At 67.6% G+C, this 23,879-nt stretch carries 20 protein-coding genes and 1 riboswitch; of the genes, 11 read left to right on the top strand and 9 right to left on the bottom strand.

Features of this window, described 5'->3' with window-relative positions; genetic code table 11:
• The first annotated feature begins 68 nt into the window (after positions 1-68).
• Complete coding sequence (locus tag ACSAMQ_RS07630) at positions 69-1,280, top strand: XVIPCD domain-containing protein (RefSeq protein ID WP_435395090.1); 1,212 nt, start codon at positions 69-71, stop codon at positions 1,278-1,280.
• A gap of 877 nt (positions 1,281-2,157) precedes the next feature.
• Here the strand turns inward: ACSAMQ_RS07630 and ACSAMQ_RS07625 are convergent.
• The 3 genes from ACSAMQ_RS07625 to ACSAMQ_RS07615 form a co-directional block, all read right to left on the bottom strand.
• On the bottom strand, positions 2,158-2,670 hold the full coding sequence (locus tag ACSAMQ_RS07625; protein WP_435395089.1) for a hypothetical protein: 513 nt from the start codon (positions 2,668-2,670) through the stop codon (positions 2,158-2,160).
• A 157-nt stretch (positions 2,671-2,827) separates the two neighbouring features.
• The gene (locus tag ACSAMQ_RS07620) at positions 2,828-3,037 is read right to left on the bottom strand and encodes a hypothetical protein (protein ID WP_435395088.1); all 210 of its coding nucleotides are present in this window, start codon (positions 3,035-3,037) and stop codon (positions 2,828-2,830) included.
• A gap of 140 nt (positions 3,038-3,177) precedes the next feature.
• On the bottom strand, positions 3,178-3,777 hold the full coding sequence (locus ACSAMQ_RS07615) for a hypothetical protein (protein WP_435395087.1): 600 nt from the start codon (positions 3,775-3,777) through the stop codon (positions 3,178-3,180).
• A 238-nt stretch (positions 3,778-4,015) separates the two neighbouring features.
• On the opposite strand from ACSAMQ_RS07615, the gene ACSAMQ_RS07610 reads away from it, so the two are divergent.
• The 5 genes from ACSAMQ_RS07610 to ACSAMQ_RS07590 all read left to right on the top strand — a co-directional run bounded on the left by ACSAMQ_RS07610 (position 4,016) and on the right by ACSAMQ_RS07590 (position 8,828).
• Entirely contained in the window at positions 4,016-4,693 is a 678-nt protein-coding gene (locus ACSAMQ_RS07610) for a hypothetical protein (protein WP_435395086.1), read from the top strand.
• A 111-nt stretch (positions 4,694-4,804) separates the two neighbouring features.
• Positions 4,805-5,437: a hypothetical protein gene (locus ACSAMQ_RS07605; RefSeq protein ID WP_435395085.1), complete on the top strand. Its 633-nt coding sequence runs from the start codon at positions 4,805-4,807 to the stop codon at positions 5,435-5,437.
• Between the two features lie 10 nt (positions 5,438-5,447).
• A complete protein-coding gene (locus tag ACSAMQ_RS07600; protein ID WP_435395084.1) occupies positions 5,448-6,962 on the top strand; it encodes a PLP-dependent aminotransferase family protein in 1,515 nt (504 codons plus the stop codon).
• A gap of 233 nt (positions 6,963-7,195) precedes the next feature.
• Positions 7,196-7,645: a hypothetical protein gene (locus ACSAMQ_RS07595; RefSeq protein WP_435395083.1), complete on the top strand. Its 450-nt coding sequence runs from the start codon at positions 7,196-7,198 to the stop codon at positions 7,643-7,645.
• Positions 7,646-7,865: 220 nt separating this feature from the next.
• Entirely contained in the window at positions 7,866-8,828 is a 963-nt protein-coding gene (locus ACSAMQ_RS07590; RefSeq protein WP_435395082.1) for a hypothetical protein, read from the top strand.
• 89 nt (positions 8,829-8,917) lie between these two features.
• On the opposite strand, the gene ACSAMQ_RS07585 is transcribed toward ACSAMQ_RS07590, so the two are convergent.
• Positions 8,918-10,627: a LysM peptidoglycan-binding domain-containing protein gene (locus ACSAMQ_RS07585; protein WP_435395081.1), complete on the bottom strand. Its 1,710-nt coding sequence runs from the start codon at positions 10,625-10,627 to the stop codon at positions 8,918-8,920.
• A gap of 678 nt (positions 10,628-11,305) precedes the next feature.
• On the opposite strand from ACSAMQ_RS07585, the gene ACSAMQ_RS07580 reads away from it, so the two are divergent.
• On the top strand, positions 11,306-11,737 hold the full coding sequence (locus ACSAMQ_RS07580) for a GFA family protein (RefSeq protein WP_435395080.1): 432 nt from the start codon (positions 11,306-11,308) through the stop codon (positions 11,735-11,737).
• Positions 11,738-11,778: 41 nt separating this feature from the next.
• Here the strand turns inward: ACSAMQ_RS07580 and ACSAMQ_RS07575 are convergent, their stop codons facing one another.
• Genes ACSAMQ_RS07575 through ACSAMQ_RS07565 form a run of 3 tightly spaced genes read right to left on the bottom strand, consistent with a single transcriptional unit; the run spans position 11,779 to position 14,233 of the window.
• Entirely contained in the window at positions 11,779-12,174 is a 396-nt protein-coding gene (locus ACSAMQ_RS07575) for a hypothetical protein (protein ID WP_435395079.1), read from the bottom strand.
• A 27-nt stretch (positions 12,175-12,201) separates the two neighbouring features.
• Complete coding sequence (locus ACSAMQ_RS07570; RefSeq protein WP_435395078.1) at positions 12,202-12,984, bottom strand: LytR/AlgR family response regulator transcription factor; 783 nt, start codon at positions 12,982-12,984, stop codon at positions 12,202-12,204.
• Positions 12,977-14,233: a sensor histidine kinase gene (locus tag ACSAMQ_RS07565; protein WP_435395113.1), complete on the bottom strand. Its 1,257-nt coding sequence runs from the start codon at positions 14,231-14,233 to the stop codon at positions 12,977-12,979. Before ACSAMQ_RS07565 ends, ACSAMQ_RS07570 begins: the two co-directional genes overlap by 8 nt.
• 485 nt (positions 14,234-14,718) lie before the next feature.
• Between ACSAMQ_RS07565 and ACSAMQ_RS07560 the strand changes: the two genes are divergently transcribed.
• The gene (locus ACSAMQ_RS07560; protein ID WP_435395077.1) at positions 14,719-15,432 is read left to right on the top strand and encodes a hypothetical protein; all 714 of its coding nucleotides are present in this window, start codon (positions 14,719-14,721) and stop codon (positions 15,430-15,432) included.
• Entirely contained in the window at positions 15,429-16,031 is a 603-nt protein-coding gene (locus ACSAMQ_RS07555) for a DUF2846 domain-containing protein (RefSeq protein ID WP_435395076.1), read from the top strand. Before ACSAMQ_RS07560 ends, ACSAMQ_RS07555 begins: the two co-directional genes overlap by 4 nt.
• Before the next feature lie 133 nt (positions 16,032-16,164).
• Here ACSAMQ_RS07555 and gcvP read toward each other — a convergent pair whose 3' ends face one another.
• Positions 16,165-19,038, bottom strand: a complete 2,874-nt coding sequence (gene gcvP, locus ACSAMQ_RS07550; RefSeq protein ID WP_435395075.1) for an aminomethyl-transferring glycine dehydrogenase — start codon at positions 19,036-19,038, stop codon at positions 16,165-16,167.
• A gap of 39 nt (positions 19,039-19,077) precedes the next feature.
• Positions 19,078-19,249: riboswitch (glycine riboswitch) on the bottom strand.
• Positions 19,250-19,492: 243 nt separating this feature from the next.
• Here gcvP and ACSAMQ_RS07545 point away from each other — a divergent pair.
• Both ACSAMQ_RS07545 and ACSAMQ_RS07540 read left to right on the top strand, forming a co-directional pair.
• Positions 19,493-19,957, top strand: a complete 465-nt coding sequence (locus ACSAMQ_RS07545) for a VOC family protein (protein ID WP_435395074.1) — start codon at positions 19,493-19,495, stop codon at positions 19,955-19,957.
• Between the two features lie 90 nt (positions 19,958-20,047).
• Positions 20,048-21,283, top strand: a complete 1,236-nt coding sequence (locus ACSAMQ_RS07540) for a multidrug effflux MFS transporter (protein ID WP_435395073.1) — start codon at positions 20,048-20,050, stop codon at positions 21,281-21,283.
• Between the two features lie 328 nt (positions 21,284-21,611).
• On the opposite strand, the gene ACSAMQ_RS07535 is transcribed toward ACSAMQ_RS07540, so the two are convergent.
• Entirely contained in the window at positions 21,612-23,693 is a 2,082-nt protein-coding gene (locus tag ACSAMQ_RS07535) for a phosphocholine-specific phospholipase C (protein ID WP_435395072.1), read from the bottom strand.
• Positions 23,694-23,879: the final 186 nt, after the last annotated feature.

Genomic DNA, 23,879 nt, shown 5'->3' with positions numbered 1-23,879 from the left:
ATCGCCGCTGCGCCGCAATCGGAACTTAGGGATTTCAAGGATTCCAGGGATTTCAGGGAGATCGAATCATGAGCGAGCAGTCCACGCGTCCCGCCAGCGGCGGTGAACCGTCGTTTGCCGAGCAAGTCCGAGGCCAGGCCGCCAAGCCGATCGACAAGACCTTGGCGCGGTTGATGGCCGACCTGTACGACGAAGGCCCCGGCACCGACGGCTTCAGGCCGTTGAACGCCGAACAACTGCGCGACGCCGGCATCGACCCGTCGACGCTGAAGAACGACGACAGCGGCTTCCTGGCGCGCATCTACGGCGACGACAAGGGCCATTACGTCATCGCCTATTCCGGCACCGACGAGGGCAAGGACTGGCTGACCAACCTGCGCCAGGGCGTGGGTCTCGAAGACGCTCAATACAACCAGGCCATCGCGCTGGCGCGCGAAGCGCGCGTCGCGTTCGGCGACCAGGTCGTCATCACCGGCCATTCGCTCGGCGGCGGTCTCGCCGGCGCGGCGTCGATCAGCAGCGGCATCCCGGCGGTGACTTTCAACTCCTCCGGCGTGCACGACAAGACCCTCGAACGCATCGGCATCGATGCCGACCGCGCCAAGGACGAGGTCGCCAGCACTGGCCAGGTCCGCCGCTATGCGGTCAAGAACGAAATCCTGACCGACCTGCAGGAGCACAGCATTCCCTTGAAGTGGGCGATGCCGGACGCGGTCGGCCACAAGATCGAACTGCCCGATCCCGATCCGCAATCGTTCTGGCGGCGGATGATCCCGGGCAACGGCATCAAGCACGGCATCGACGTGCATTACATCGATGCGGTGATCAAGGCGCAGGAGATGGCCTCGCCGAGCCTGTATCCGCAGGGCACCGCCGCGGTTACGCCGCTGCATTCGGGGCGCGACGCCCAGCCGGCCACCTCGCCGGCGCATCCGGAGCATCCGAACCACGCCTTGTACGGCCAGGCCTTGCGTGGGCTGCAGGGCCTCGACAGCCGCGCTCTGGATTTCCAGGGCGAGCAGGGTTATCGCAACGCCGCGACCCATGCCGCATCGGATGCGCGCGCGCACGGCATGGACCGGATCGATCACGTGGTGGCGAGCAACAACGGCGCCGGCTTCTTCGTGGTCCAGGGCGGGCTCGACGACCCGAGCAACCGCCGCGTATTCCTCGACCAGTCGCGCGCCTTGTCGCAGCCGGCCGAACAGCCGGTCGTGGCCCAGGTCGCGCAGACCGAAGCGCCCGTGCAAACCGAGGCGCGCCGCGCCGTGATGAGCTGAGCTCAGTCCTGATCGGTTTTCGGCGAACGGCGGCTTCGGGCCGCCGTTCGTCTGTGTGCGGTAGGTGTTTCTTGGGGTCTTCGGGTACCGGCCAGTTCGGGACCGTGGCTCTTGCGGCGCCTGTGGCCGCAGGTTCCGTGTAGGAGCGGCGTAAGCCGCGACCAAGGGACGGGTAGAGATAACGAGCCGTCATCATTCGCCGAAGCGGCGTGCTCTCGCCAGGGTAGAGGAGCGGCGCAAGCCGCGACCACGCAATCCCGATCGTCCGCGCCGGCAGCCGCAGATTCGCGGTCGCGGCTCGCGCCGCTCCTCTACCCCGGCGAAAGCGTGCGGCTTCGACGGAGGGCGTTGGCCTCGTGGTTTCGGCGCGTCCCTTGGTCGCGGCTCACGCCGCTCCTACAGGGGATGACGACGTCGCAATCCGATCTGTTTTGGTTTTGATTTTGGCTGTGGCCGTGCGCCGCTTCGCACTAGCGAAGGCCATCGAAGACCCGGAGGGCGGCGCGCAGGGATGCGCGCCGTTTTTCATCGGGACAGGGAGGTCCCGTATGAAAAATCCCCGCGGATGCGTCGAACGCGCGGGCCTGTGACCCAAAGAGAAGCATTTTTCTTTGGTTACCTTTCTTTTGTTGCTTTAGACAAAAGAAAGTAACCCGCCGCTTTAGTGGCGGAAGCTTTGGTTTGATCTTGATCTTGATCTTGATCCGGATCTTTTTTGCAGCGTGCGCCGCAAGACCGCCACATCGATGTCGCGGCTCGCGCCGCTCCTACCCTGACGGGCTGCGGGTGGCATCGGCGCGAGATCGAGAGGTGCGGTCGCGACTTACCTCGCTCCTACAGGAGAGGGCGCGCGGCGCGACCGAAACGGCGCAAGCCGTCAATCGATCCGATACACCCGCGCCTTCGGCATGTCCTCGTCGACCTGCAGGAACCACCGGCCGGCGACGCCGGGGACGACCAGGATCTCGGGCGCGATCAGCGGCTTGCGCAGCTTCATGCTGCCCTTGAGCACTTTCCATTGCTGGCCGTTGTCGAGTTCGAACACGGTGCCGGGTTCCCAGCCCGCCACGTCGCCCTTGAGGCGGCTCTTGATCGGCTGGTCGTCCAGGCCGATGTACTGCACGGCGCTGCGCTTGCCGACCTCCGATGCCGCCGAGGCCGTGGGCGAGGCGGAGGCCGCAGCGACGGTCGGGGCGGGGTCCCGCTCGGCGGCTTCGCGCAGCATCCGGTTGAGCAGTTGCAACTGCGCGGGCGACAGGCCGACCTCACTGAGCTGCTGCGCGCTGAGGCGTTGCTCGATGTCGATATAGCCCGACTGCGCGAGGGCGCTTAACGGGGCGAGCAGCAGGGCCATGGTCAGGCACAGGCCGCGGATCAAGGGTCTCGCCATCGTTCTGGTCTCGGTCGTTGCGGGCCGTCGATCGGCCGCTTCAATGCCCGGACCGCGTTCGCGGAACCGGATCTGCGGCAGTGTGTGGCAGTCGTGTTGCAGAATTAAGACGATACGCGTCAGGCCGCCCGCGACCGCGGACCTAGCCCCGTCGCGCTTACGGCGTCGCGCGCGGCACCCAGCGCTCTGCGTCGATGCGGCAACGACCGCGAGAGCTGAACGCGGCGACGCTGCCGGTGTCCGACAGGTGCGTATCGGCGTGGTCGACGGCGAATTCCACCACCATGAAACGGGGCACGAACGGCCGCAGAGCCGGGCACGGCGCTTGCTGGAACCCGTGCATGGGGCGGTGCGGGGTGCGGGCCATGCCGTTTGCCGTCGGGAATCCCAGCCGGCGGCTCGTCCGCGGCTTCGGTGCAGCCACGCTACTACAGGGGGCAGGCTACTGCAGGGGCACGCTACTGCAGGGGTCGAACGCCGACAACGGCCCTGCAGCGTGTCCCGGCTTCAGTCGGACGCCGGATCGGCGATGCGGGTATCGGTGGCGATCCAGTTCAGTTCCCAGCTCTTGCCGTCGTCGGCGGAGAAGGCCTGCTCGAAGCGGCAGACATCGCGCGTCGCGCACTCGATGACGAAGCGGACCCGGATCGGCCGCCCGTCGAAGCTGTCGTGCCCGAAAAATTCGCCGCGTCCGTTCTTGAACGCGCCGGCGATCGGCGCGGTCAGCGCGCCCGAGCGCAGGTTGGCGTAGTTGATGCTCCACTGCCGCGCCTGCGGCTCGTACAGGCGCAAGGAGAGGCCCTGGATGCGCCCCGAGGGGCCGGCGATGTCGAGTTCGGCGAGATTGGCACGGCCGTCGAACACAGGGCGCACCACGGTCGTGCCTTCGAGCTCGGTCCACTCGTCGCTGCCGCTGAGCGGACGCAGGCGTCTCGATACGTGGCTTTTCCAGGCGCCGATCTCCCAGTCGAAGTCGTGCTGTCCGTCCGGCGCCGCAGCGCCGGCAACCGGGTTCGCCGCCGCGGGCTCGGCGGCGCGAACGCCGCACATGGACAGGACGCCGAAGCTGGCGGCCGACAGGGCGATGCGAAAGAAGGCGGCGGTCATCGTGGGCTCGGCGGCGGGACGGCTCGGATTGCGAGCGATGTCCGCACCATGCGATGGCGCCGGCGGGCCAGCAAGAGCCATTCTGGCGGCCGCCGCGAGGCCACCGCGCGCGCCGTTGCCGACGGGCGGGCCGGACCGGCGCGGGCGCGCCTGTCATACGTTCGGCGCTAAGGTCGGCGCGCCCGCGACCATCCAGGCGCCTCGAGCGCGCCGCGTCCGCTTGGAGGAATCCCGCAGCTTGGCCACTCTGTCCGCCGTACTGTATTTCCTGAGCCAGCATCCGTACTGGTCGTTCCCGCTGATCCTCGGCCTGTGCAACCTTCCGGCGGTGGCCTTGTACAAATGGACCGGCAGCGACCGCTGGCTGTGGTGGTGCTTCGTCGGCTGGCTGGCGGCGTTCGCCAATATCTTCGTCGGCCGCCTGGCCAACACGAGTTTTCTCGAAGCCTACGGCAGCCAGGGCTCCGCGGTGATCGTGGGCAGCGCGCCGGCCCATGCCAGTTTCAACGAGCAGCCGATCTTGAACCACACCGCGGTGTTGAAAACCGCCGACGGCCGCGACCTCGAGATCGGCTTCGACACCCTGACCGCGAGCCTGTATCCGCTCGGCGAGAGCTTCGCCGTGCCTCCGCAAGGCGAGCGCTTCGTCGTGCGTTATGTCCCGGGTTTCGAGCGCAACATCGCGATCGTGGCCGAGCGTTCCGCGTTCGGAAAACGCCAGCGCCTGGCCGAAGCCCGGGCCGCGCTCGACCAGGCCGCCGCGCAATGGGCGCTGAGTCCGCGCAACCCGCAATTCGTCGACGAATACCGCGGGGCCTTGCGGAGCTTTCTGGACCGCCATCGCGGCGATATCGACCCGGCTCTGGCCGAAGCCCTGGAGCGCCGGCGCGCCGCGCTCGACGCCGCGACGCGCTGAGATGCCGCCGTACGTGGCCGATGGCCCAGGCGCCGGCGGCAAAATGGCGCTTCCGGTGCGGACGGGGCGCGCGCGACGCTGGACAGGCCTTCCGTCCACGAGCAGGTTCGCATGCACAGACCGACTTCGACCTCGCGCCGGCGACTCCTCATCGATGCCATCGCCGGCGCCACCGCGCTGGGCCTGGCGCCGAGCGCGACCGCCGGCGGTGCGCCGCCGCCTCCCGCGAATGCCGTGCCCACTAAGAGCGGCATGAGCGACCCCGGCATCGTCATTCCCACCGGCGACATTCACGATTTCGATTTCTTCGTCGGGCGTTGGCGCTTCGCCAACCGGCGGCTGAAACAGCGCTGGGTCGGCAGCGACGAATGGGAGGAGTTTCCGGCCACGCTTCACTGCGAAAGCCGCCTCGGCGGGGTGGTGAACATCGACGACGGGGTATTCCCGACCAAGGGTTGGTCCGGCATGACCGTGCGCGTGTTCAATCTCGCCGAGCGGCGCTGGTACCTGTACTGGATCAACAGCAGCAGCGGCCGTTTGTTCCCGCCGGTGGTCGGCGGTTTCGTCGGCGACGACGGCGAATTCTTCGGCGACGACAGCGATGAGGGGCGTCCGGTCAAGGTCCGCTTCCGCTGGAAGCGCCTGGGCGCGGATGCCGCGCATTGGGAGCAGGCGTTCTCGCAGGACGGCGGCCGCCAGTGGGAAACCAACTGGACGATGGAGCACACGCGCATCAAGGGCTAGTATGCGCGGCATGGCCAAGCATGCCGGTTCGGTGTTCTCCGTCGACGTCACCGGTCTCGAAACGGGACAGGGCCAGCCCGCGTACGCGCGGATCTGCGAGCGCATCCGCAGCGCGATCGTCAGCGGCGCGCTGGCGCCGAATGCGCGCCTGCCGTCGAGCCGCGTGCTCGCCCAAGACCTCGGCGTCGCCCGCAACACCGTCGATTGGGCCTTGGGCCAGTTGGTCGCGGACGGCTATATCGTGCGCCGCCGCGGCGCCGGCAGTTTCGTCGCCGCAAGCCTGCCCGAACGCGATACGCGCCCGCTTGCGCCCAAGCGCACCGCGCCAGCCGCGGCCGTCGAGGGCGAGCGTCGATTGTCGAGCCGGGCGACTGCATTGCGGAGTTATCCCGGCCATTACCAGTCGGCGTCGGCGATAGCGTTCACGCCGTCGTTGCCGCCGATCGACCTGTTCCCGCGCGCGGTGTGGAATCGCCTGCTGCAGCGCGAAGCGAGCCGGGCCGGCACCGCCTACTGGGCGTACGGCGCCAGCAACGGCTTGCCGGCGCTGCGCGAAGCCATCGCCGCGCATGCCTCGGCGATGCGCGCGACGCGTTGTTCGCCCGAACAGGTGATCGTGGTCACCAGCACCCAGCAGGCGGTGGAACTCGCGGGAAAAGTGCTGGCCGATCCGGGCGACCGCGCCTGGGTGGAGACGCCGGGCTACCAGCCCGTGCAGCACTGCCTGCGTGCGGCCGGCCTGCAGGTGGTGCCGGTGCCGGTCGACGCGCAGGGCCTCGACGTCGCCGAGGGCCGCCGGTTGGCGCCGGATGCGCGCCTGGCCTATGTCACGCCGGCGCATCAATATCCGATGGGGTGCGAGATGTCGATGGAGCGGCGCCAGGCCTTGCTCGATTGGACCCGGCAACACGACGCTTACGTCGTCGAGGACGATTACGACGGCGACTATCGCTATGAAGGGCGGCCGATCGCCTCGCTGCAGGGCATGGACGAGGGCGAGCGCGTCATCTACGTCGGCAGCTTCAACAAGATCCTGTTTCCGGCGCTGCGCATCGCCTACGCCATCGTGCCCGAACCCTTGGTGGCGCCCTTCGTCGACGCCAAGCACGTCGCCGACGGCCACACCGCCTTGTTGCTTCAGGGGGTGTTGGCGGCGTTCATCCACGAAGGCCATCTGGCCCGCCACCTGCGCAAGACCCGCGCGATCTACGACGAGCGCCGCCTGGATTTCCTCGAACAGGCCCGTGCATTGGCCGGGGTGCTCGATTTCGGCCCGGCCACCGCCGGCATGCACGTCGCCGCCGTGTTCAAGCCGGGCTTGGCGATCGACGATCGCGCGGTCGCCGCCGAATGCGCGCGGGCCGGCGTGGTCGTGCACCCCCTGTCGAAGTACGGTGCGAGCGAACGCGGCGGCCTGGTGTTCGGGTTCGCCGGCGCCTCGCGCGCGGCGACCCGTTCCGGCCTGGAGATCGTACGCAAAGCCATTGACGGTTTTGCCGCCGGTGATGCCGGCTTGCGCACTTGATCGCCGTGCCGGCCGACCGCAACCGGCACGCGCGATGGCCTGGTGGAGAGTCCCTTCCGGCAGGCCTGCGATGGGGGATCGCACCGCCTCGTTCGTGACCATCGCCGATCACGAATGCGAACCCGAACCGGTCACGATTGGCACCTGCATGCATCCGATTCGTGGCTCGTGCGCTTGATCGTGCGCGCCGGCTTCGCTGAAGTCGAGCCTCCCCAATGGAGTGGAGCGTATCGATGAAGAAGTTGGCCGCAGGTTTCCTGCATATGCTGGCCTTGTGCCTGTTGTTGGCGGTGTCGCAATCGGCAGTGGCCCAGTCCGCGTATAAGCAGATCCCTGAGGGTACGACCCTGTGGATCGGGGAGTCGATCTATTCCAACAACCTGAAGTACCGGCTGACCATGCAGCGCGACGGCAATCTGGTGTTCTACCGCGTCGCCGATTCGCGCCCGTTGTGGAACAGCCAGACCTCCGGCAGCGGCGGCTACAAGACCGTCTTCGAGCCCTTCGCCGTATTCAATGTCCTGCGCATCTCCGACGACGCGGTCCTGTGGACCAGCCGCGGCGGCTATATCGGCGCACCGTATCCGGGCATGGCCTGGTACATCACCGATCAGGGCGACTTCATGGCGCTATACCACCGCGGCATGATCATCAGCTGGCTGGCGAACGACCCCGATAATTGATCGGCGCCTGCTCGCGCGCCCCGCGAGCCCCGCGAGCCCCGCGAGCCCCGCGAGCGATCGCGGGGCTTTCTTTTTTTTGCGCAGGCCCAACCTGTAATGCTCCGCACTGTGAAGCCGCGCGCCGCCTGCGATCGGGCCTATGACTAGAATCGGAATCCCCCATCGCTTTCGCGCGCGACACGACGAACGAAGCGCGTGTGAGCCCGCACAGGACGATCCGATGAAGACACGGCGACACTCACTGCCCAGCGCTCTGGCGGTCCTGGCCGTCACGGCGACGCTCGCCGCGAACGCTCAGCAGGCGCCGGCAACCTTTCATGCCTACGACAATACTCACTACCAGGACGTCGATCTGGTCGGTGAAGCCGGGCTCGTCAAGGCGAACATCCTGTACCAGCGGCCGGAGTGGATCGCTTGCACATCCGCCGACTTGTTGCCGCCGAAGGCCGAGTTCCAGGCGGCGGTGCAGGCCGCCGCGGTGCATCGCGGGCCGATCGTGCTGGACTTCGAGAACATCTGGATCAAGAACGTCGATGCCGCGCGAGCGCATAAGCGCTACCGGCTGTGGCGCCAGTTGTTCCTCTGGGCCAGGGAAGCCGCGCCCGGCCACATGATCGGCGCCTACGACCTGCTTGGGCCCAACACCGATCAATACCTCGAGTGCGCGCGCGATCTGTCGCAATACCAGGATGGCTTCTTCCCGCATCTGTACACCGCTTCCGACCTGAGTCAGTCCACCTGGGAGCGCCGCCTCGACAACCGCGTGCTGTCCGCGCGCAACGTCAATCCGGCCAAGCCGCTGATTCCCTATATCCGGCCGCAGGAAGAGGCGACCTGCGGCGGCGATCCCGAGCCTGCGTATCTGGCGCCGGAGAGGTGGCGCCGGCAACTGGATCAACTGGGTGCGAAGGCTTCGGGTTTCATCATCTGGAGCCCGGTGATGTGTTCGCACGAGGTCGGCGACAACCGCGGTTGGATCGTCCAGACCGTCGACTTCATGCGCAGCTTGCCGCCCGTATCCGCGGCGCTTGCGCCGACATCCGTCTCGCTCGCATCGCCGCCGCTGCCCGCTTGCGCGCCGACGCCCGGCGTCAGCGTCCCGGTATCGGCGCCGGCGGGGCCTTCGCCAGTACCGGCGACGGCCCAATTCGCCGCGCAATGCGAAGCCTTGCCGGCCTTCTGATCGCAGCGGCTTTGCCGATTAAACAAAGCCCCGCGTGAGCGGGGCTTTCGTGCGCAGGCGCGTTCGAGTCCGGGCTCGTGCCGGGCCCGTCATTCGATGGTCATGTCGATCCGGGCGCGGTCGGTGTTGGCGATGCTGCCGTCGGCGCCGTCGGAAACGAAGAACAGGTCCATCGTCAACCGATGCGGGTCGGAATCGAGGATGCGGCCCAGGGTCATGCCGAACTGGAACGGGTCCTTGTACTCGCCCAGTCGCTCGGCGCTGTTGCCGGGCAGAGTGCCCTCGGCGCGCGCGGTGGCGTCGGTCTGCTTCATCAAGGCCTGCATCTGCGCTTCGGTGAAGGTCACCTTGGCGTCCTTGCCGACCTGCACCGGGCCGTTGCCCTTGATGTCGCCGGTCAGCATGTAGTTCCAGGTCTTGGCGTCGGCGTCGGTAGGCACCCTGAGGTTGTATTCGTAGGTGCGCTCGGAGGTGATTTCGTTGCCCTGGGCGTCGTAATGGCAGACCACCTGCAACGGCGGGGTGCCGTTGCCGCCCATCGGCGGGGTGATGGTGTAGCTGTAGGAGCCGTCGGGATAGCTGGTCTTGACGTAGCCGTAGGTGGTTTGCGGGCCGCCGAACGAGGCGTAGGCGCGCGCCATGGTGTCGCCCTGCTCGAAGGCGACTTCGCCGTTCAAGCGCAACTGGTCGGAGAAGTTGTAGCGCTCGAGCGTGGCGACGTTGCTGACGCCGTCGGTCTGGGCGGCGATTTCGCCCGTGCCGGTGAAATGCGCATAGGCGGCCTGGCCGTCGGGCTTGGACAGGTCGAATTCGGCCGTGCGCAGCACCGAATGGCCCTTGTTGGCCTGGATGCCGGGGCCGAGGTCGAAGCTGAGCGGGCCGACGTTGATCGAGGGCAATACGCTGCTCTTCTGTTCGATCGCCTGCAGCGCGCCGATGTCGACGCGCACCCCGGTTTCGCTGGTGCGGGTGACGCTGTAGGCCGAACCGGTGGCGACCTTGTTCTCGCCGTCGACGGTCACGCCCAGACGCGGGCCTTTCGGGAAGGCGTCGTCGAACAGTTTCTGGAACGCGCCCGAGAACTGAGTCTGGGTGAAGTTCTGCGAATCCAGGGTCACCGTAGCGCCGACCGGGATCGTGGTCGGGTTGAAAGGATTGATCGTCGCGGCGGTCTGGGGGTTCTGGTTCTCGCCCGGCAGCACGACCTTGTAACGCAGGCGATGGCCAGCGCCCGCGCTGCCCTCTACGTCGGCATTCTTGTTGCCGCCGCCGGCTGCGCCGGACACCGAAAACACCGCGGTGACCTCGAATTCGGTCTTGCCGTCCTTGTTCTGCTGCTTGACCTCGATCTCCGAGTCCTGGCGCATCTCGATGCCACCGGGGCCGGGCACGGTGCTGCCCTGGGTCAGCTTGACGCTGCCGTTGCCGGGGCTCCAGGAAATGCCGCCGCGCTGGCTGCCGTCGCTGGCCTCCACGCCGTATTCGCTGGACGCGGTCGGGTGGGTCGGATCGAAATCGGTGACGATGGTTTCCTCGGTGACGCTCATCGTCGCCGCGGGGATCTTGAGCTCGTCGCCGTGGAAGATCGGGTCGCTCTTGCCGGTCATGCTGGCCTCCATCCGTCGTTCCTTGTCCTGGAACAGCTCCGGATTGGCCTGGCGCAGCGCCTGGGGGGTGATGCCGTAGAGCGCGGCGATCTCGACCACGCTCTGGTCGTTGACGACGGTATGGGTCTGGGGGTGGTTCTGCGGTTGGGGCAGGGTGGGAGAGGGGCCCTGGGTGGCGTAGACACCGGTCATGAATGGCTTGGACGCAACTGTGAGGATGGTCGCGACTTTACCGTCGCGCCGGCCCGGGGGCGACTAGGGACGACCCCAGTTTGGGACGAAATTTGTGCAGGAGTGGACCAATTCGCGGTTTGAGGGGATGGATGGCCGGTTAAGGTCCGCCCATGCTGCTTCTGCAGGGGTGTGGTTGCGTTGTCTGGCGCAAGTTTCTTACCACTGTAGGAGCGACGCGAGTCGCGACCGCGGGACGCGCAGAGGCAACGAAGCCGATGCCATTCGTCGAGGCGGCGTGCTCAGGCAGGATAGGAGCGGCGCAAGCCGCGACATCGTCGCAACGGTCTTGCGGCGTCGCTATCCAGCAAGGTCAAGATCAAGATCTAACCCAAAGCTTCCGCCACTAAAGCGGCGGGTTACTTTCTTTTGTCATAAGCAACAAAAGAAAGGTAACCAAAGAAGTTGCTTTTCTTTGAATCAAGGGCCCGCGCGTTCGATGCATACGCGGTGATTTTTCATACGGGACATCCTTGTCCCGATGAAAAACGGCCCGCATCCCTGCGGGCCGCCCTCCGGGTCCACTATGGCCTTCGCTAATGCGAACCGGCGCACAGCAACAGCAACAGCAACAGCAGAAGCAGAAAGCAGCAAGATCAACATCACGTCCTGTCCGGGACCCAACCTGTCGAGACCACCATGCTGATTCACGGAGCCTGCCACTGCGGCAATATCGCTTTCGATCTCGACTGGCAGCCGGAGCCAAGCGAGATTCCGGCGCGCGCCTGTACTTGCACGTTCTGCAGCAAGCACGGGGGCGTGTGGACTTCGTGTCCGACAGGTGCGCTGCGGGTGCGGATCGCCGAGCCCGCACGGGTTTCGCGCTACGACTTCGGTACGCAAACCGCGGATTTCCATGTCTGCACGCGATGCGGGGTGGTGCCGGTGGTGACCAGCCGCATCGACGGGAGGCTGTATGCGGTAGTCAACGTCAACACTTTCGAGGAAGTCGGCGGGGCCTTGCTGCGGCGGTCGCCGTCGACGCTCGACGACGAAACCGAAGCGGTGCGCCTGGCGCGGCGGCAGCGCAACTGGATCGCCGAGGTCGAGTTCGTCGAGGGCGGCGATTGAGCCTGCGCTCGGGGGCCGGCTTCGGCGTTCGTGTCGCGGGCTTACCGAGAGTTGACGCGCTTGCAGTCGGCCGTCATCGCCTGGTCCTCGGCGCTGACGCACAGCTTGAATCCCGGTTCGAGCCCGATCACTTCCTTGTCGGTGCCGGCGGCCATCGCGAAGCGTTCGAAAGCGCGGCTGGCGCAGGGCTCGGCGTTCGTGCCCGGCGGCCGCCCCATGCCCGCCACCGCGACGCAATCGTCGTGGAACAGGACGTAGTGGCATTGCCCGCTCCGGCTGGCCAGGCACTCGAACCTGGCGATGCGGTCGGTGATGCGCACCTCGCTGTCGATGATGTCGACGCCGTCGGCGCTGGCGCGGTGGACGATGGTGGTCGCACCCATATCGCAGCCGAGCAAGGCGAACAGGTAGTACAGTAAAGCGGTGAGGTTGCGCATAGGTCACCTGAATAGTGGGTTGCCGCGTTACATCGTGCGGAACAAGGCCATGAAGGGCTGGCTGACGGTCAGGGTTTCCGGGCGGTTGCGCAGGCGCACGCTGCCCTTACCGCTGTCGTCGCGGACGATCGATGCGATCGCCTTGAGATTGACGATGGTCGAACGGTGGATCTGCTTGAACATGCTCGCGTCGAGCACGTCGAGAAGCTCGCGAATAGGTTTGCGCAGCAGGGCTTCGCCCTCGGCGGTCACGACCGTGGTGTATTTGTTGTCGGCGCGGAAGTAGGCGATGTCGTCGACCAGGATCAGACGGGTTTCGCGGCCGGTGCTCGCGGTGATCCAGGTCAGCGGCGGCGCGCCGCGCCTGGGCGCGTTGCTCGCCAACTGCCGGGCGAGCTCGGACAGTGCATCGGCGCCGGTCCGGGTGGCGGCGCTGCGTTGCTGCAGCCGCTGCACGGTGACGGCGAGACGTTCGGGCGTGACCGGCTTGAGCAGGTAGTCGATCGCGCCCTGTTCGAAGGCATCGATCGCGTACTGGTCGTAGGCGGTGACGAACACGATCTGGGTTCGCGGGCTGACCTCGGCGGCGGCGGTGGCGACATCGATGCCGGTCAGACCGGGCATGCGGATGTCGAGGAAGGCGATGTCGGGTCGATGCTCGGCCAGGGCTTCGAGCGCCTCGGCGCCGTCTTCGCATTCGGCGACGATCCGCAACTGCGGCCAGGCCTCGCGCAGGGAGTCGATCATCGCCTGGCGCAGCAGGGCTTCGTCTTCGGCGACCAGGGCGGTGGAAGGGGGGAGCTCAGACATAAGAGGATTCCTCGCGCGCGAGCAGGGGCACGCTGATCGTCGCGGCGACGCCATTGGGGAAGTTGGCGACGACCGCGAGTTGCGCCTCGCCTCCGTACACCAGTTGCAGGCGTTCGCGCACGTTGCGCAGGCCGATGCCGGTACCGGCGTTGGTGGAATTGAAGCCTTCGCCGTCGTCGGCGACGGTGATGGCGACGCGCTGGTCGTTGCGGCGCGCGAGGATCCACACGGTGCCGCCGCCGGGCTTGGGTTCCAGGCCGTGCTTGATGGCGTTCTCGACCAGGGTCTGCAGCATCATCGGCGGCAGCGGAATCGCGCGCAGTTCCTCGGGCACGTCGATTTGCAGCGCCAGCCGCGCGCCCATCCGCAGTTTGAGGATTTCCAGATAGGCGCGGGAGCGGTCGAGTTCGTCGCCGAGGGTGGACTGCGCGTCCTCGGTGCGCGGCAACGAACGGCGCAGGAAATCGATCAGGTGGCCGAGCATGACGTCGGCGCGCGGCGGGTCGTTGCGGGTCAGGTACTGGGCGCTGGCGAGGGTGTTGTAGAGGAAATGCGGCTCGACCTGGGCGTGCAGCAGGCTCAGCTTGGCCACGGCGAGTTCTTTTTCGGTGACCGTGCGGGTGGTGCTGACGCGTTCGGTGCGGCGGCGTTCGGCGATGCGGCGGGTGATCGCGCGCACGATCGCTTCGGCGTTCTCCAGATTGGTGCCGCCGTCGACACGGAACCAGTCGCTCCAGGCTCCGGTCTCGGGTTCGCAGATCAGGGTGATGCTGCCGCTGTCTTCGCCCGGCGTGACCGTGGCCAGGATCTGGTTGCGGGTCCAGCGGCCGTGGTTGCGCACCACGCCATGGCGGTCGGTGCGGCTGCGGCCGTAGAGGTTGGGGCGCTGCACCTTGGCGCTGACCTGCAGGCTGTCGCGCGCGCTTTCGATGTCCTCGACCCGCGGGAGCTCGCGGATCGCGGCATCGAGCAGGTCGAACACCTCGCCCGCCTCGAACGGCACCTCGATCTGGCGGCGGTGGCGGTTGGCGAGGGTGTCGCGGCCGACCTGTCCGGCGATCAGGCGCACCCGGCGCAGGTGCGAGAAGGCGTTGGTGACGACATAGGCCACGACCAGCGCGCCGATGATGAATAGCGGCGCCACATCCTGGTGCTCCAGTCCTGGCGTGGCCGAGGACAACAGCGCGATCAGCAGGAACACGCCGAACCAAGCGACGGCGAGGCGGAGGATGAAAAAGAAGCTCCTGATCACTGCGAGTCCGAAAGGTCCTGGGTTGCGATGCAGCATAGTCGTCCGCCGGCCGGGCGGAAGAGGGGGCGCGACGAAGCCGCGGAAGGCGGCGACGAAACCGGTCGGGAAGGGAACGAAGGGCCGGCGTGCCGATCGATGCCGGGTCGTCCACGGTCTGCGAGGCGATGAGCCCTCTCCGCCTGCGGGAAGAAGAAAGGAGGGCGGCGTCGCCCGCCTTGTCCTCATCCGGCCTACGATCACCTCCCGCCGGCGGGACTGCTCGCGAGGATCGGGGCAGGGCACCGCGCGACAAAGACCACTCGCTCCTTGCTTCTCCGGCGGCCCGATCGACGAACGATGTGCCTCCGCTCCCGCCTCAACGTGCCTTGCGGTGAATCGGCGCTCCGGACGAAAACCTGCTTGGCAAAGCTTCGGCGTTCCGATAGCGTGACGCTCGACAAGGACGGTTGGGGGCCGCCTTCATGTTTTCGATGTCTATCGCATTGATCGCCGCGCTGGCGATGCATCAGGCGCAGCCGTTGCCGACCGCCGCCGAAGCGCCGAGTACGCTGTCCGCACCAATTCCAACGCCAACAACACCAGCACCTGCGGCCGCACCGGCACCTGCGGCGTCGGGGTCCGAGCCTGCTCTCGCATCGGCATCGGCATCGGCATCGGCGCTGCCGTCCGCGACCAGCGGCGGCCCCGATGCGCGCCGCCTCCTGGCCGGCACCGAGCTGCTGCTCGAAACCCTGCAACCGCTGAGCTCGGCCACGCTGAAACGAGGCGACAAGTTCGGGCTGCGGCTGGCGCAGGCGCTGAGCGTCGACGGCGCACTCGTGCTGCCCGCCGGCACGACCGGCGTCGGCGAAGTGGTCCATGCCGAGCGCTCGCGCAGCGGCGGCAAGCCGGGCGAGTTGTTGCTCGCCGCGCGCTACCTCGAAGCCGATGGCCGGCAGATCCCCTTGCGCAGCTTTCGCGTCGGCGCCGCCGGCGTCGACAAGTCGGGCCAGGTGATCGGCTTGTCGATCGCGGTCGGGGTGTTCGCGATGTTCATGCGCGGCGGCGAGATCCAGATCCCTCCCCATACCCAGGCCCAGGCGCGCATCGCACAGGACGTCGACCTGCCGTCTTCTGCGGCGCCTGTTCAAGGCCCGGCACCCGTTGCCGCCACCGAACCACCCGTCACCACCCAAACTGGGAAAGCTGTCCAATGAAGTCGATGTCGTCGCGTGTGTTGTTGATTGCTCTGTTGCTGCCGGTGTCGGCCTTCGCCGCCGGCGGTTCCCTGGCCTGGAACGGCAAGACGCCTTCCGACCCGGCCAAGCAGGTCCCGAGTGCCGAGGCGAGCGTTTCGGCCGAGATCAAAAACGAAGCCGATACCGCACCCGCGGTAGAAGCCGGCGCGGCGGCGAGCGCAGTTCCGGCAACCGCGACCGCGGCGGCCAGCGCGAAGCCGGCTGCCGCCGGCAGCGGCCTGATCGCGGCGCCGCCGGCCGGCAAGGGTCAGATCGTATTCTTCCGCCCGCCCAAGTTCGTCGGCGGTGCGGTGGGCTACAAGGTTCGCGAAGGCGCGGTCGAGCTGGGCAAGCTGCGCAGCGGCAAGTACTTCGTGGTCGCGGTCGAACCGGGCGCGCACGAATACACCGTGCACTCGGAAGCCAAGGACATCCTCAACATGGAAGTCGAAGCCGGCGAAACCTATTACGTGAAGGGCACGGTAACGATCGGCATCCTGGCCGGGCGTCCGAACCTGTCGCCATCGACGGTCGCCGAATTCGACGAAGTCGCCGGCAAGCTCAAGTTGGCGAAGTAAGCGCAAGGCGCGGCGAGCGCATCGCGCCGCCGCAGCCCGGCCTCGACACCAGCCGAAACACAAGCCACAACAGCTCTGAAAAAAAGGCCCCGCATTCGCGGGGCCTTTCTTGTCGCATGCAACCAGCCGGGGCTCATGCCTCGACTTCTTCCTTGTAGGCGTCGATCGGGATGCAGGCGCACATGACGTTCTTGTCGCCGTAGACGTTGTCGACGCGCGACACCGGCGGCCAGTACTTCTGCAGGCGCAAGGTCGGCAGCGGGAACGCGGCCAGCTCGCGCGGATAGGCACGGGTCCATTCGCTCGCGGTGACCTGCGAAGCGGTGTGCGGGGCGTGCTTGAGCGGGTTGTCCTCGCGGTCCAGGCGGCCATCCTCGACCGCGCGGATTTCGTCGCGGATCTGGATCATCGCATCGATGAAGCGGTCCAGCTCGTGCTGCGATTCGCTCTCGGTCGGCTCGACCATCAGCGTGCCGGCGACCGGGAAGCTCAGGGTCGGGGCGTGGAAGCCGAAGTCGATCAGGCGCTTGGCGACGTCCTCGGCGCTGATGCCGGTGGCGTCCTTGATCGGGCGCAGATCGAGGATGCATTCGTGCGCGACCAGGCCGTTGCGGCCGGTGTACAGCGTTTCGTAGTGCGGGGCGAGGCGCTTGGCGATGTAGTTGGCGTTGAGCAGCGCGACCTGGGTGGCCTTGCGCAGGCCGGCGGTGCCCATCAGGGTGACGTACATCCACGAGATCGGCAGGATGCTCGCCGAGCCGAAGCTCGCCGCGCTGACCATGCCCACCACGCCTTCGCCGTCGACGGTCTTCGGCAGGAACGGCGCGAGGTGCGACTTGACCGCACAGGGACCGACGCCGGGGCCGCCGCCGCCGTGCGGGATGCAGAAGGTCTTGTGCAGGTTGAGGTGGGAGACGTCCGAGCCCCACTTGCCGGGCTTGGCGACACCGACCAGGGCATTCATGTTGGCGCCGTCGGTGTACACCTGGCCGCCGTGCTTATGGATGATCTCGCAGATCTCGACCACTTCCTCCTCGAACACGCCGTGCGTGGACGGGTAGGTCATCATGATCGCGGCCAGGCGGTCGCTGTACTTCTCGGCGGCGCGGCGGATGTCGTCGACGTCGACGTTGCCGTTGCTGTCGGTCTTGGTCACCACCACGGTCATGCCGCACATCTGCGCCGAGGCCGGGTTGGTGCCGTGGGCGGAGTCGGGGATCAGGCAGATGTCGCGATGGCCTTCGCCGCGCGAGCGGTGATAGGCGCGGATCGCCAGCAGGCCGGCATATTCGCCCTGGGCGCCGGAGTTCGGCTGCAGGCTGACCGCGTCGTAGCCGGTGCACTCGACCAGCATCGCTTCGAGTTCTTCGATCAGCTGGGTGTAGCCGGTGGTCTGGTCGGCCGGGGCGAGCGGGTGGATGTTGCCGAACTCGGGCCAGGTCACCGGGATCATCTCGGCGGTGGCGTTGAGCTTCATCGTGCACGAGCCCAGCGGGATCATGGTGCGATCCATCGCCAGGTCCTTGTCGGCCAGCGAGCGCATGTAGCGCAGCAGTTCGTGTTCGCTGTGGTGGGTGTTGAACACCGGGTGCTGCAGGAACGAGGACGTGCGGGCCAGCGCGACCGGGATCGCATCGACGGCTTCGCGATCGAGCGCGTCGATGTCCAGTTGCACGCCGAACGCGCCGGCGATGGCGACCAGCTCGTCGCGGGTCACGGTTTCGTCGAGGCTGATGCTGAGGCTGCCGGCATCGATCTCGCGCAGGTTGATGTTGGCCGCGCGCGCCTTGGCGTGGATCGCGTTCGCGTCGACGCCGGTGACGTGCAGGGTGTCGAAGAAGCCGCTGCCGACGGCGATGCCGGCCTTGCCGAGCGCGGTGGCGAGGATCGCGGCCTGGCGGTGGACGCGGCGGGCGATGCGGGTCAGTCCGTCGGGGCCGTGGTAGACGGCGTACATGCTCGCCATCACCGCCAGCAGCACCTGCGCGGTGCAGATGTTGCTGGTCGCCTTCTCGCGGCGGATGTGCTGCTCGCGGGTCTGCAGGGTCAGGCGGTAGGCGGGCTTGCCGTCGGTGTCGACCGACACGCCGATCAGGCGGCCCGGCATCGAGCGCTTGTAGGCGTCGCGGCAGGCCATGAAGCCGGCGTGCGGACCGCCGAAGCCGAACGGCACGCCGAAGCGCTGGGTGTTGCCGACGACGATGTCGGCGCCCCATTCGCCCGGCGCCTTGAGCAGGGTCAGGGCGAGCAGGTCGCTGGCGACCGCGACGATGCCGCCGCGCGCATGCACGGCGTCGGCGACGCCCTGGTAGTCCTTGATCGCGCCGAAGGTATCGGGGTATTGCAGCAGCACGCCAAAGGCGTCGACCGCGGCCGCCTCGGCGTCGTCGCCGACGTACAGCTCGATCGCCAGCGGTTCGGCGCGGGTGCGCAGCACTTCCAGAGTCTGCGGGTGGATGTTCCTGGAGACGAAGAAGGTCTCCGACTTGGACTTGGCCGAACGCTTGGCCAGGGTCATCGCTTCGGCGGCGGCGGTGCCTTCGTCGAGCAGCGAGGCGTTGGCGATCTCCATCCCGGTCAGGTCGGCGACCATGGTCTGGAAGTTGATCAGCGCTTCCATGCGGCCCTGCGAGATTTCCGCCTGGTACGGCGTATAGGCCGTGTACCAGGCCGGGTTCTCGAGGATGTTGCGCAGGATCACGTTCGGGGTGTGGGTGCCGTAGTAGCCGCGGCCGATGAAGCTGCGGAACACCTGGTTCTTGGCGGCGATGGCGCGGATCTTGGCCAGCGCCTCGACCTCGCTGATCGCGGCCGGCAGGGCCAGCGGCTGGGTCGACTTGATCGAGCCGGGGACGATGGCGTCGGTCAGGGCTTCGAGCGAGTCGTAGCCGACCTGCTCCAACATGTGGCCGATCTCGGCGTCGTTGGGGCCGATGTGGCGCTCGATGAAGGCGTCGTGGTGCTCGAGATCGCGCAAGGAGGTTGCGCTGTTGGCGGCTGGGCTCATGGCAGGGGCGTCCGAAGGCAGCGTGCGGTGCCGCACGCGAGGCGCCCCTCTGTCCTTTTGCCTGAGAGTTTAAAAGCGTGCTGCGGTCAGGCAGCTAGGGGAGGGGAGGGCCCGGGGGCCGCTTCCTGTCCGCGCTCGCTTCGTGCCCCTTCGGCGCCGGTTCTGCCTCGCTGTCTCAGCGCACGCAGGCGGTCTCTCCAGAGTTTTGTACACGCGGCGGTATGGGGCCTGAGCGATTACGGGCGTTGCGCCTTCGGCAGCGCGCCTGGCCGAGGGCCGGGCGGCTTCTCCCACCGCGTGTTTCAAGCCGCGATTATAGCCGCAGCGGCGGCCGCTCGGGGCGACGTTGCCGGGACTGGCGGCAGCCGGCTTCATCCCCGGTTTCGCCCCGCGACCCGGTTCAGGATGGCCGATTCGCCGTAACATGGTCGCGGTCCCTTCCGGAGCTTCCTGCATGGACCGACCGCCGTTCCAACTGCTGCAAATCGACCACGTGGTGCTGCGCGTGCGCGACACCGAGGCGATGGTCGCCTTCTATTGCGACGTGTTGGGCTGCCGGCTGGAACGGCGCCAGGACGCGATCGGCCTGGTGCAGTTGCGCGCCGGCCTGTCCCTGATCGACCTGGTCGACGTCGACGGCAAGCTCGGCCGCCTCGGCGGCGCGCCGGCCGGCGCCGAGGCCCGCAACATGGACCACCTGTGCCTGCGCGCCGAGCCCTTCGACCGCGAGGCCATCGTCGCCCACCTGGAGGCGCACGGCGTGCGCCTGGGCGACTTCGGCTCGCGCTACGGCGCCGAAGGCGAGGGGCCGTCGCAATACCTGTTCGATCCCGAAGACAACCTGGTCGAACTCAAGGGCCCGCCCGACGAAGTGCCGATCGACACCCACGCCTCCCACGCCTCCCACGCTCCCAGCTGAGGCCCCGAGCCGACGCTTCCCGACTGGCCTGCCAGACTGGTGAACCCGATCAATACCTCCGCTCCCGATTCAGCGCCGGCCACGAAGGCCTTGTCGATCCGTCGCCTGGCCTTGTTGCTCGGCGGCCTGGCGATGTTCGGGCCGTTCTCGATCGACACGATCTTCCCGGCGTTCCCGGTCATGGGCGCCGAACTGGGCGCCGACAAGCTGGCGATGCAGCAGACCATCAGCCTGTATCTGATCGCCTATGCGCTGATGAGCATCGTCCACGGCCCGTTGTCGGACACCATCGGGCGCCGGCGGGTGATCATCGGCGGGCTGAGCGTGTTCACGCTGGCCTCCGTCGGCTGCGCTTTGTCGACCGATCTGTCGATGCTGCTGTTCTTCCGCGTGGTGCAGGGTTTGTCGGCGGGCGTGGGATTGATCGTCGGTCGCGCGGTGATCCGCGACGTGCTGCACGGCGACGACGCCCAGCGCCTGATGAGCCAGGTGACGATGATCTTCGGCGTGGCGCCGGCGATCGCGCCGATCATCGGCGGCTGGATCCTCGGCTGGGCGCATTGGCCGGCGATCTTCTGGTTCCTGGTCGGCTTCTCGCTGCTGCTGCTGGCGGCGACCGTGTTCCTGTTGCCGGAAACCCATCCGCCGCAGGCGCGCCTGCCGCTGAAGCCCAAGCGCCTGCTGCGCGATTACTTCGCGATCTTCCTCAACCCGCGCTTCCAGCGCCTGACCGCGACCGGCGCGTTCAACTTCGCCGCGCTGTTTCTGTACATCGCTTCGGCGCCGGCGTTCGTGCTCGACATCCTCAAGCTCAACGAGCGCCAGTTCGGCTGGTTCTTCGTGCCGACCATCGGCGGCATGGTGCTCGGCTCGTTCGTGTCGGGCCGCTCGGCCGGCAGGATCAGCGGCGACCGCCTGGTGCGCTGGGGCTTCGTGTTCTCCTTCGCCGGCGTGGCGATGAACCTCGGCTACAACCTGTGGACCGACGCCCCGCAGATCCCATGGGCGGTGCTGCCGATGTGCGTATCGGCGTTCGGCATCGCCCTGGTGTTCCCGATCGTGACCTTGTCGATCCTCGACATGTACCCGCGCCAGCGCGGATCCGCCTCGTCGCTGCAGGCGTTCTCCGGACTGGTGATCAACGCGATCATGGCCGGCGTGCTGTCGCCGTTGATCAGCGGCAGTGCGGTAGCGCTGGCGGTGGCGGCCTCGGCGTTGACCGCGATCGCCTGGCTGTTCTGGCAGTGGGAAGCGCGCGTGTCGAAAACCCGGTGCCCGAGCCACGGCGACGAAGCCGCCGCGGTGGAGCCGCAGGAGTCGTTGTAGGACGCCGCGAGCCGTAGTCGTTGTCCTTTCGTCGCGCTTCGCTGTCCCTTCTTTGTAGAGGGGCAGGGGATTTGCCGTTGCGTTGTTGTCGATCGAACAACAGCAAGAGCAAATCCCCCTAACCCCCTTTCCAAGGGGCAGCGGTAGGCGGGTTCGTTATCTGTGACCGACACCGAAGGCCCCGGCATCGTCGCCAGCGACGATGCATTCGCTCGGCGATTGCTCGATCCGGACGCAGATCGAACCCGGACCGATCCAAGCCCGGACCGATCCAAGCCGGAATCAATCCAAGCCCGGATCAACCCAAGCCCGCATCAATCGAACCCGATCAGATCAACCCCGGATCGGTGATGCCGTGCGCGCCGGTTTCGATGCGGCCGGCGAGGCGGCGGTAGTACTCCGGGTCGTTGGCGTCGGTGAGCACGAAGTCGTACCACTGATGGCTTTCGTCGAGACGGATCGGGCGCTGGCGGGTGGTGCCGGGGCCCAGCCGCTCCAGGCGCGCTTCGTACAGGCCGTATTGGTCGGCGATGCTCAGCCGCACCGGTTTGTGGGTGGTATTGCGCAAGGCCAGGATCAGTTTGCGGCGGCGCAGGCGCAGGTCGGGCACGGTCGTCGCCGAGGGGTTGGCGCCGTGCAGGGAGCCGCGGAACTCGCGGAAGAAGCCGTTCGGCGCGAACACCTGCAGGGCATAGGCGCGGGCGCCGTCGCTCTTGAGCGCCCATTCGCCGTGCAAGGACTTGCCGGGCTCGACGGTGTAGCGGCGCGGGATCGCATTCGGGTCGAGCAGGTCGTACACATGGAACACCGCGCTGGCGCGGCCGGTGTTGCCGAAGTGCAGGCGCACGCGTCGCGCGCCGGCATCGATGCGTTCGCCGACCTGCAGGTCGTAGGGCAGGGCGCGCGAGGGTTTGATGCCGCGTTCCTGCTGCGCCGCGCTTGCCACCGTCGGCGGTTTCGGCGCCGGCAGGCGGCTTTGCTCGGCGACGATGCGGTCGGCGTCGCCGGTGTCGGGCAGGCTTGGGATCGGTTCGCGGTTGGGGTCGACGAAATTGAAGGCGCTGGTGAGGTCGCCGCAGACCGCGCGCCGCCACGGGCTGATGTTGGGCTCCATCACGCCGAAACGGCGCTCCAGGAAGCGGATCACCGAGGTGTGGTCGAACACCTGCGAATTGATCCAGCCGCCGCGGCTCCACGGCGAGATCACGTAGGTCGGCACGCGCGGGCCGAGCCCGTAGGGGCGGTCGTAGTAGATCGGCGGGTCGTTGGAGGTGCCGTGCGAAGGGCCCGAACGCGCGCGGTGATGTTCGCCGCGCAGGTCGACGGTGGAACCGCCGAGGTAGGCGCCCTGGCCGTCGAGCGAAGGCGGCGCCGGCGGCGGGATGTGGTCGAAGAAGCCGTCGTTCTCGTCGAAGTTGACGATCAGCACGGTGCGCGCCCAGACCTCGGGATCGGCGGTCAGGGCGTCGAGCACGCGCGCGGTGTAGTCCGCGCCCCAGATCGGCGCCGAAGGCCCCGGATGCTCGGAGTATTTCGCCGGCGCGACCAGCCACGACACCTGCGGCAGGCGGCCGCTGCGCACGTCGGCGGCGAGGTCGTCGAGGGTCCAGGTCTTGAGCGCTTTCTCGGCCAGCGCCGAACCCGGCGGGGCCGCGCGGAATTGGCGGAAGCCTTCGAGCGGGTTGTCGGTGAAGTTGTCGTCCATGTCCTGGTACAGCTTCCAGCTCACCCCGGCCTGCTCCAGGCGCTCGGGATAGGTCGTCCACCAATAGCCCTCGTTGGCCGGGCCGTAGTCGTCGAAGGTGTTGACGATCGCCGGGCCGCCGCGGTCGGCGGCCGGGTTGTTGGTGCCGGTCCAATGGAACAGGCGGTTCGGGTTGGTGCCGGTCTGCTGCGAACAGTGGTAGGCGTCGCAAAGGGTGAAGGCGTTGGCCAGCGCGTACTGGAACGGAATGTCGGCCTGGCGGTAATAGCCGAGCGAGCGCTCGGTCTTGGCCGGCAGCCAGCGGTCCATCAGGCCGTTGTTCCAGGCCGCCTGCGAATCCGGCCAGGTGTGCGGGGTGCCGCCGATGCGCTGCGCGCTGGTGGTCGTGGTGTCGAGGTGATAGGGCTGGATCTCGCGGCCCTGCGCGGTCTGCTGGTGCCACACCGGTTTGCCGCTCGGCAGCGGAATCGGGAACCGGTCGCCGAAGCCGCGCACCCCGCGCATCGCCCCGAAGTAGTGGTCGAAGGAGCGGTTTTCCTGCATCAGGATCACTACGTGCTTGACGTCGTGGATGGTGCCGGTGACGCGAGCGGCGGGGATCGCGAGCGCTTTGCCGATGCTCGGCGGGAACAGGTTGAGGGCGAGTCCGGCGGCGGTGGCGCCGGCGGCGCTGCGCAGGAAATCGCGGCGTTGATGGTCGGTCATGGGTAATCCGTGCAGTCGTTCGGGGGAGCGGTGGGCAGCCGCCCGGGCAGCCTGCTCGCCGAACGTGGCATCGCGGTTACCGCGTGCGGATCGCCGTGCGGTCCTGTGCGCGGGTGCCCGGTGCGCGCACGCAGGCGCCGCGCCGAGCGGCTTCGCAGCGACCTGATCGTCGCGGCCCGATCGCCG

The sequence above is a fragment of the Lysobacter sp. 1R34A genome (assembly GCF_051217035.1).
Classification (GTDB): Bacteria; Pseudomonadota; Gammaproteobacteria; order Xanthomonadales; family Xanthomonadaceae; genus Lysobacter.
Note: the sequence above shows the minus strand (reverse complement) of the source record. Positions and strands in the feature narration are given on the sequence as shown.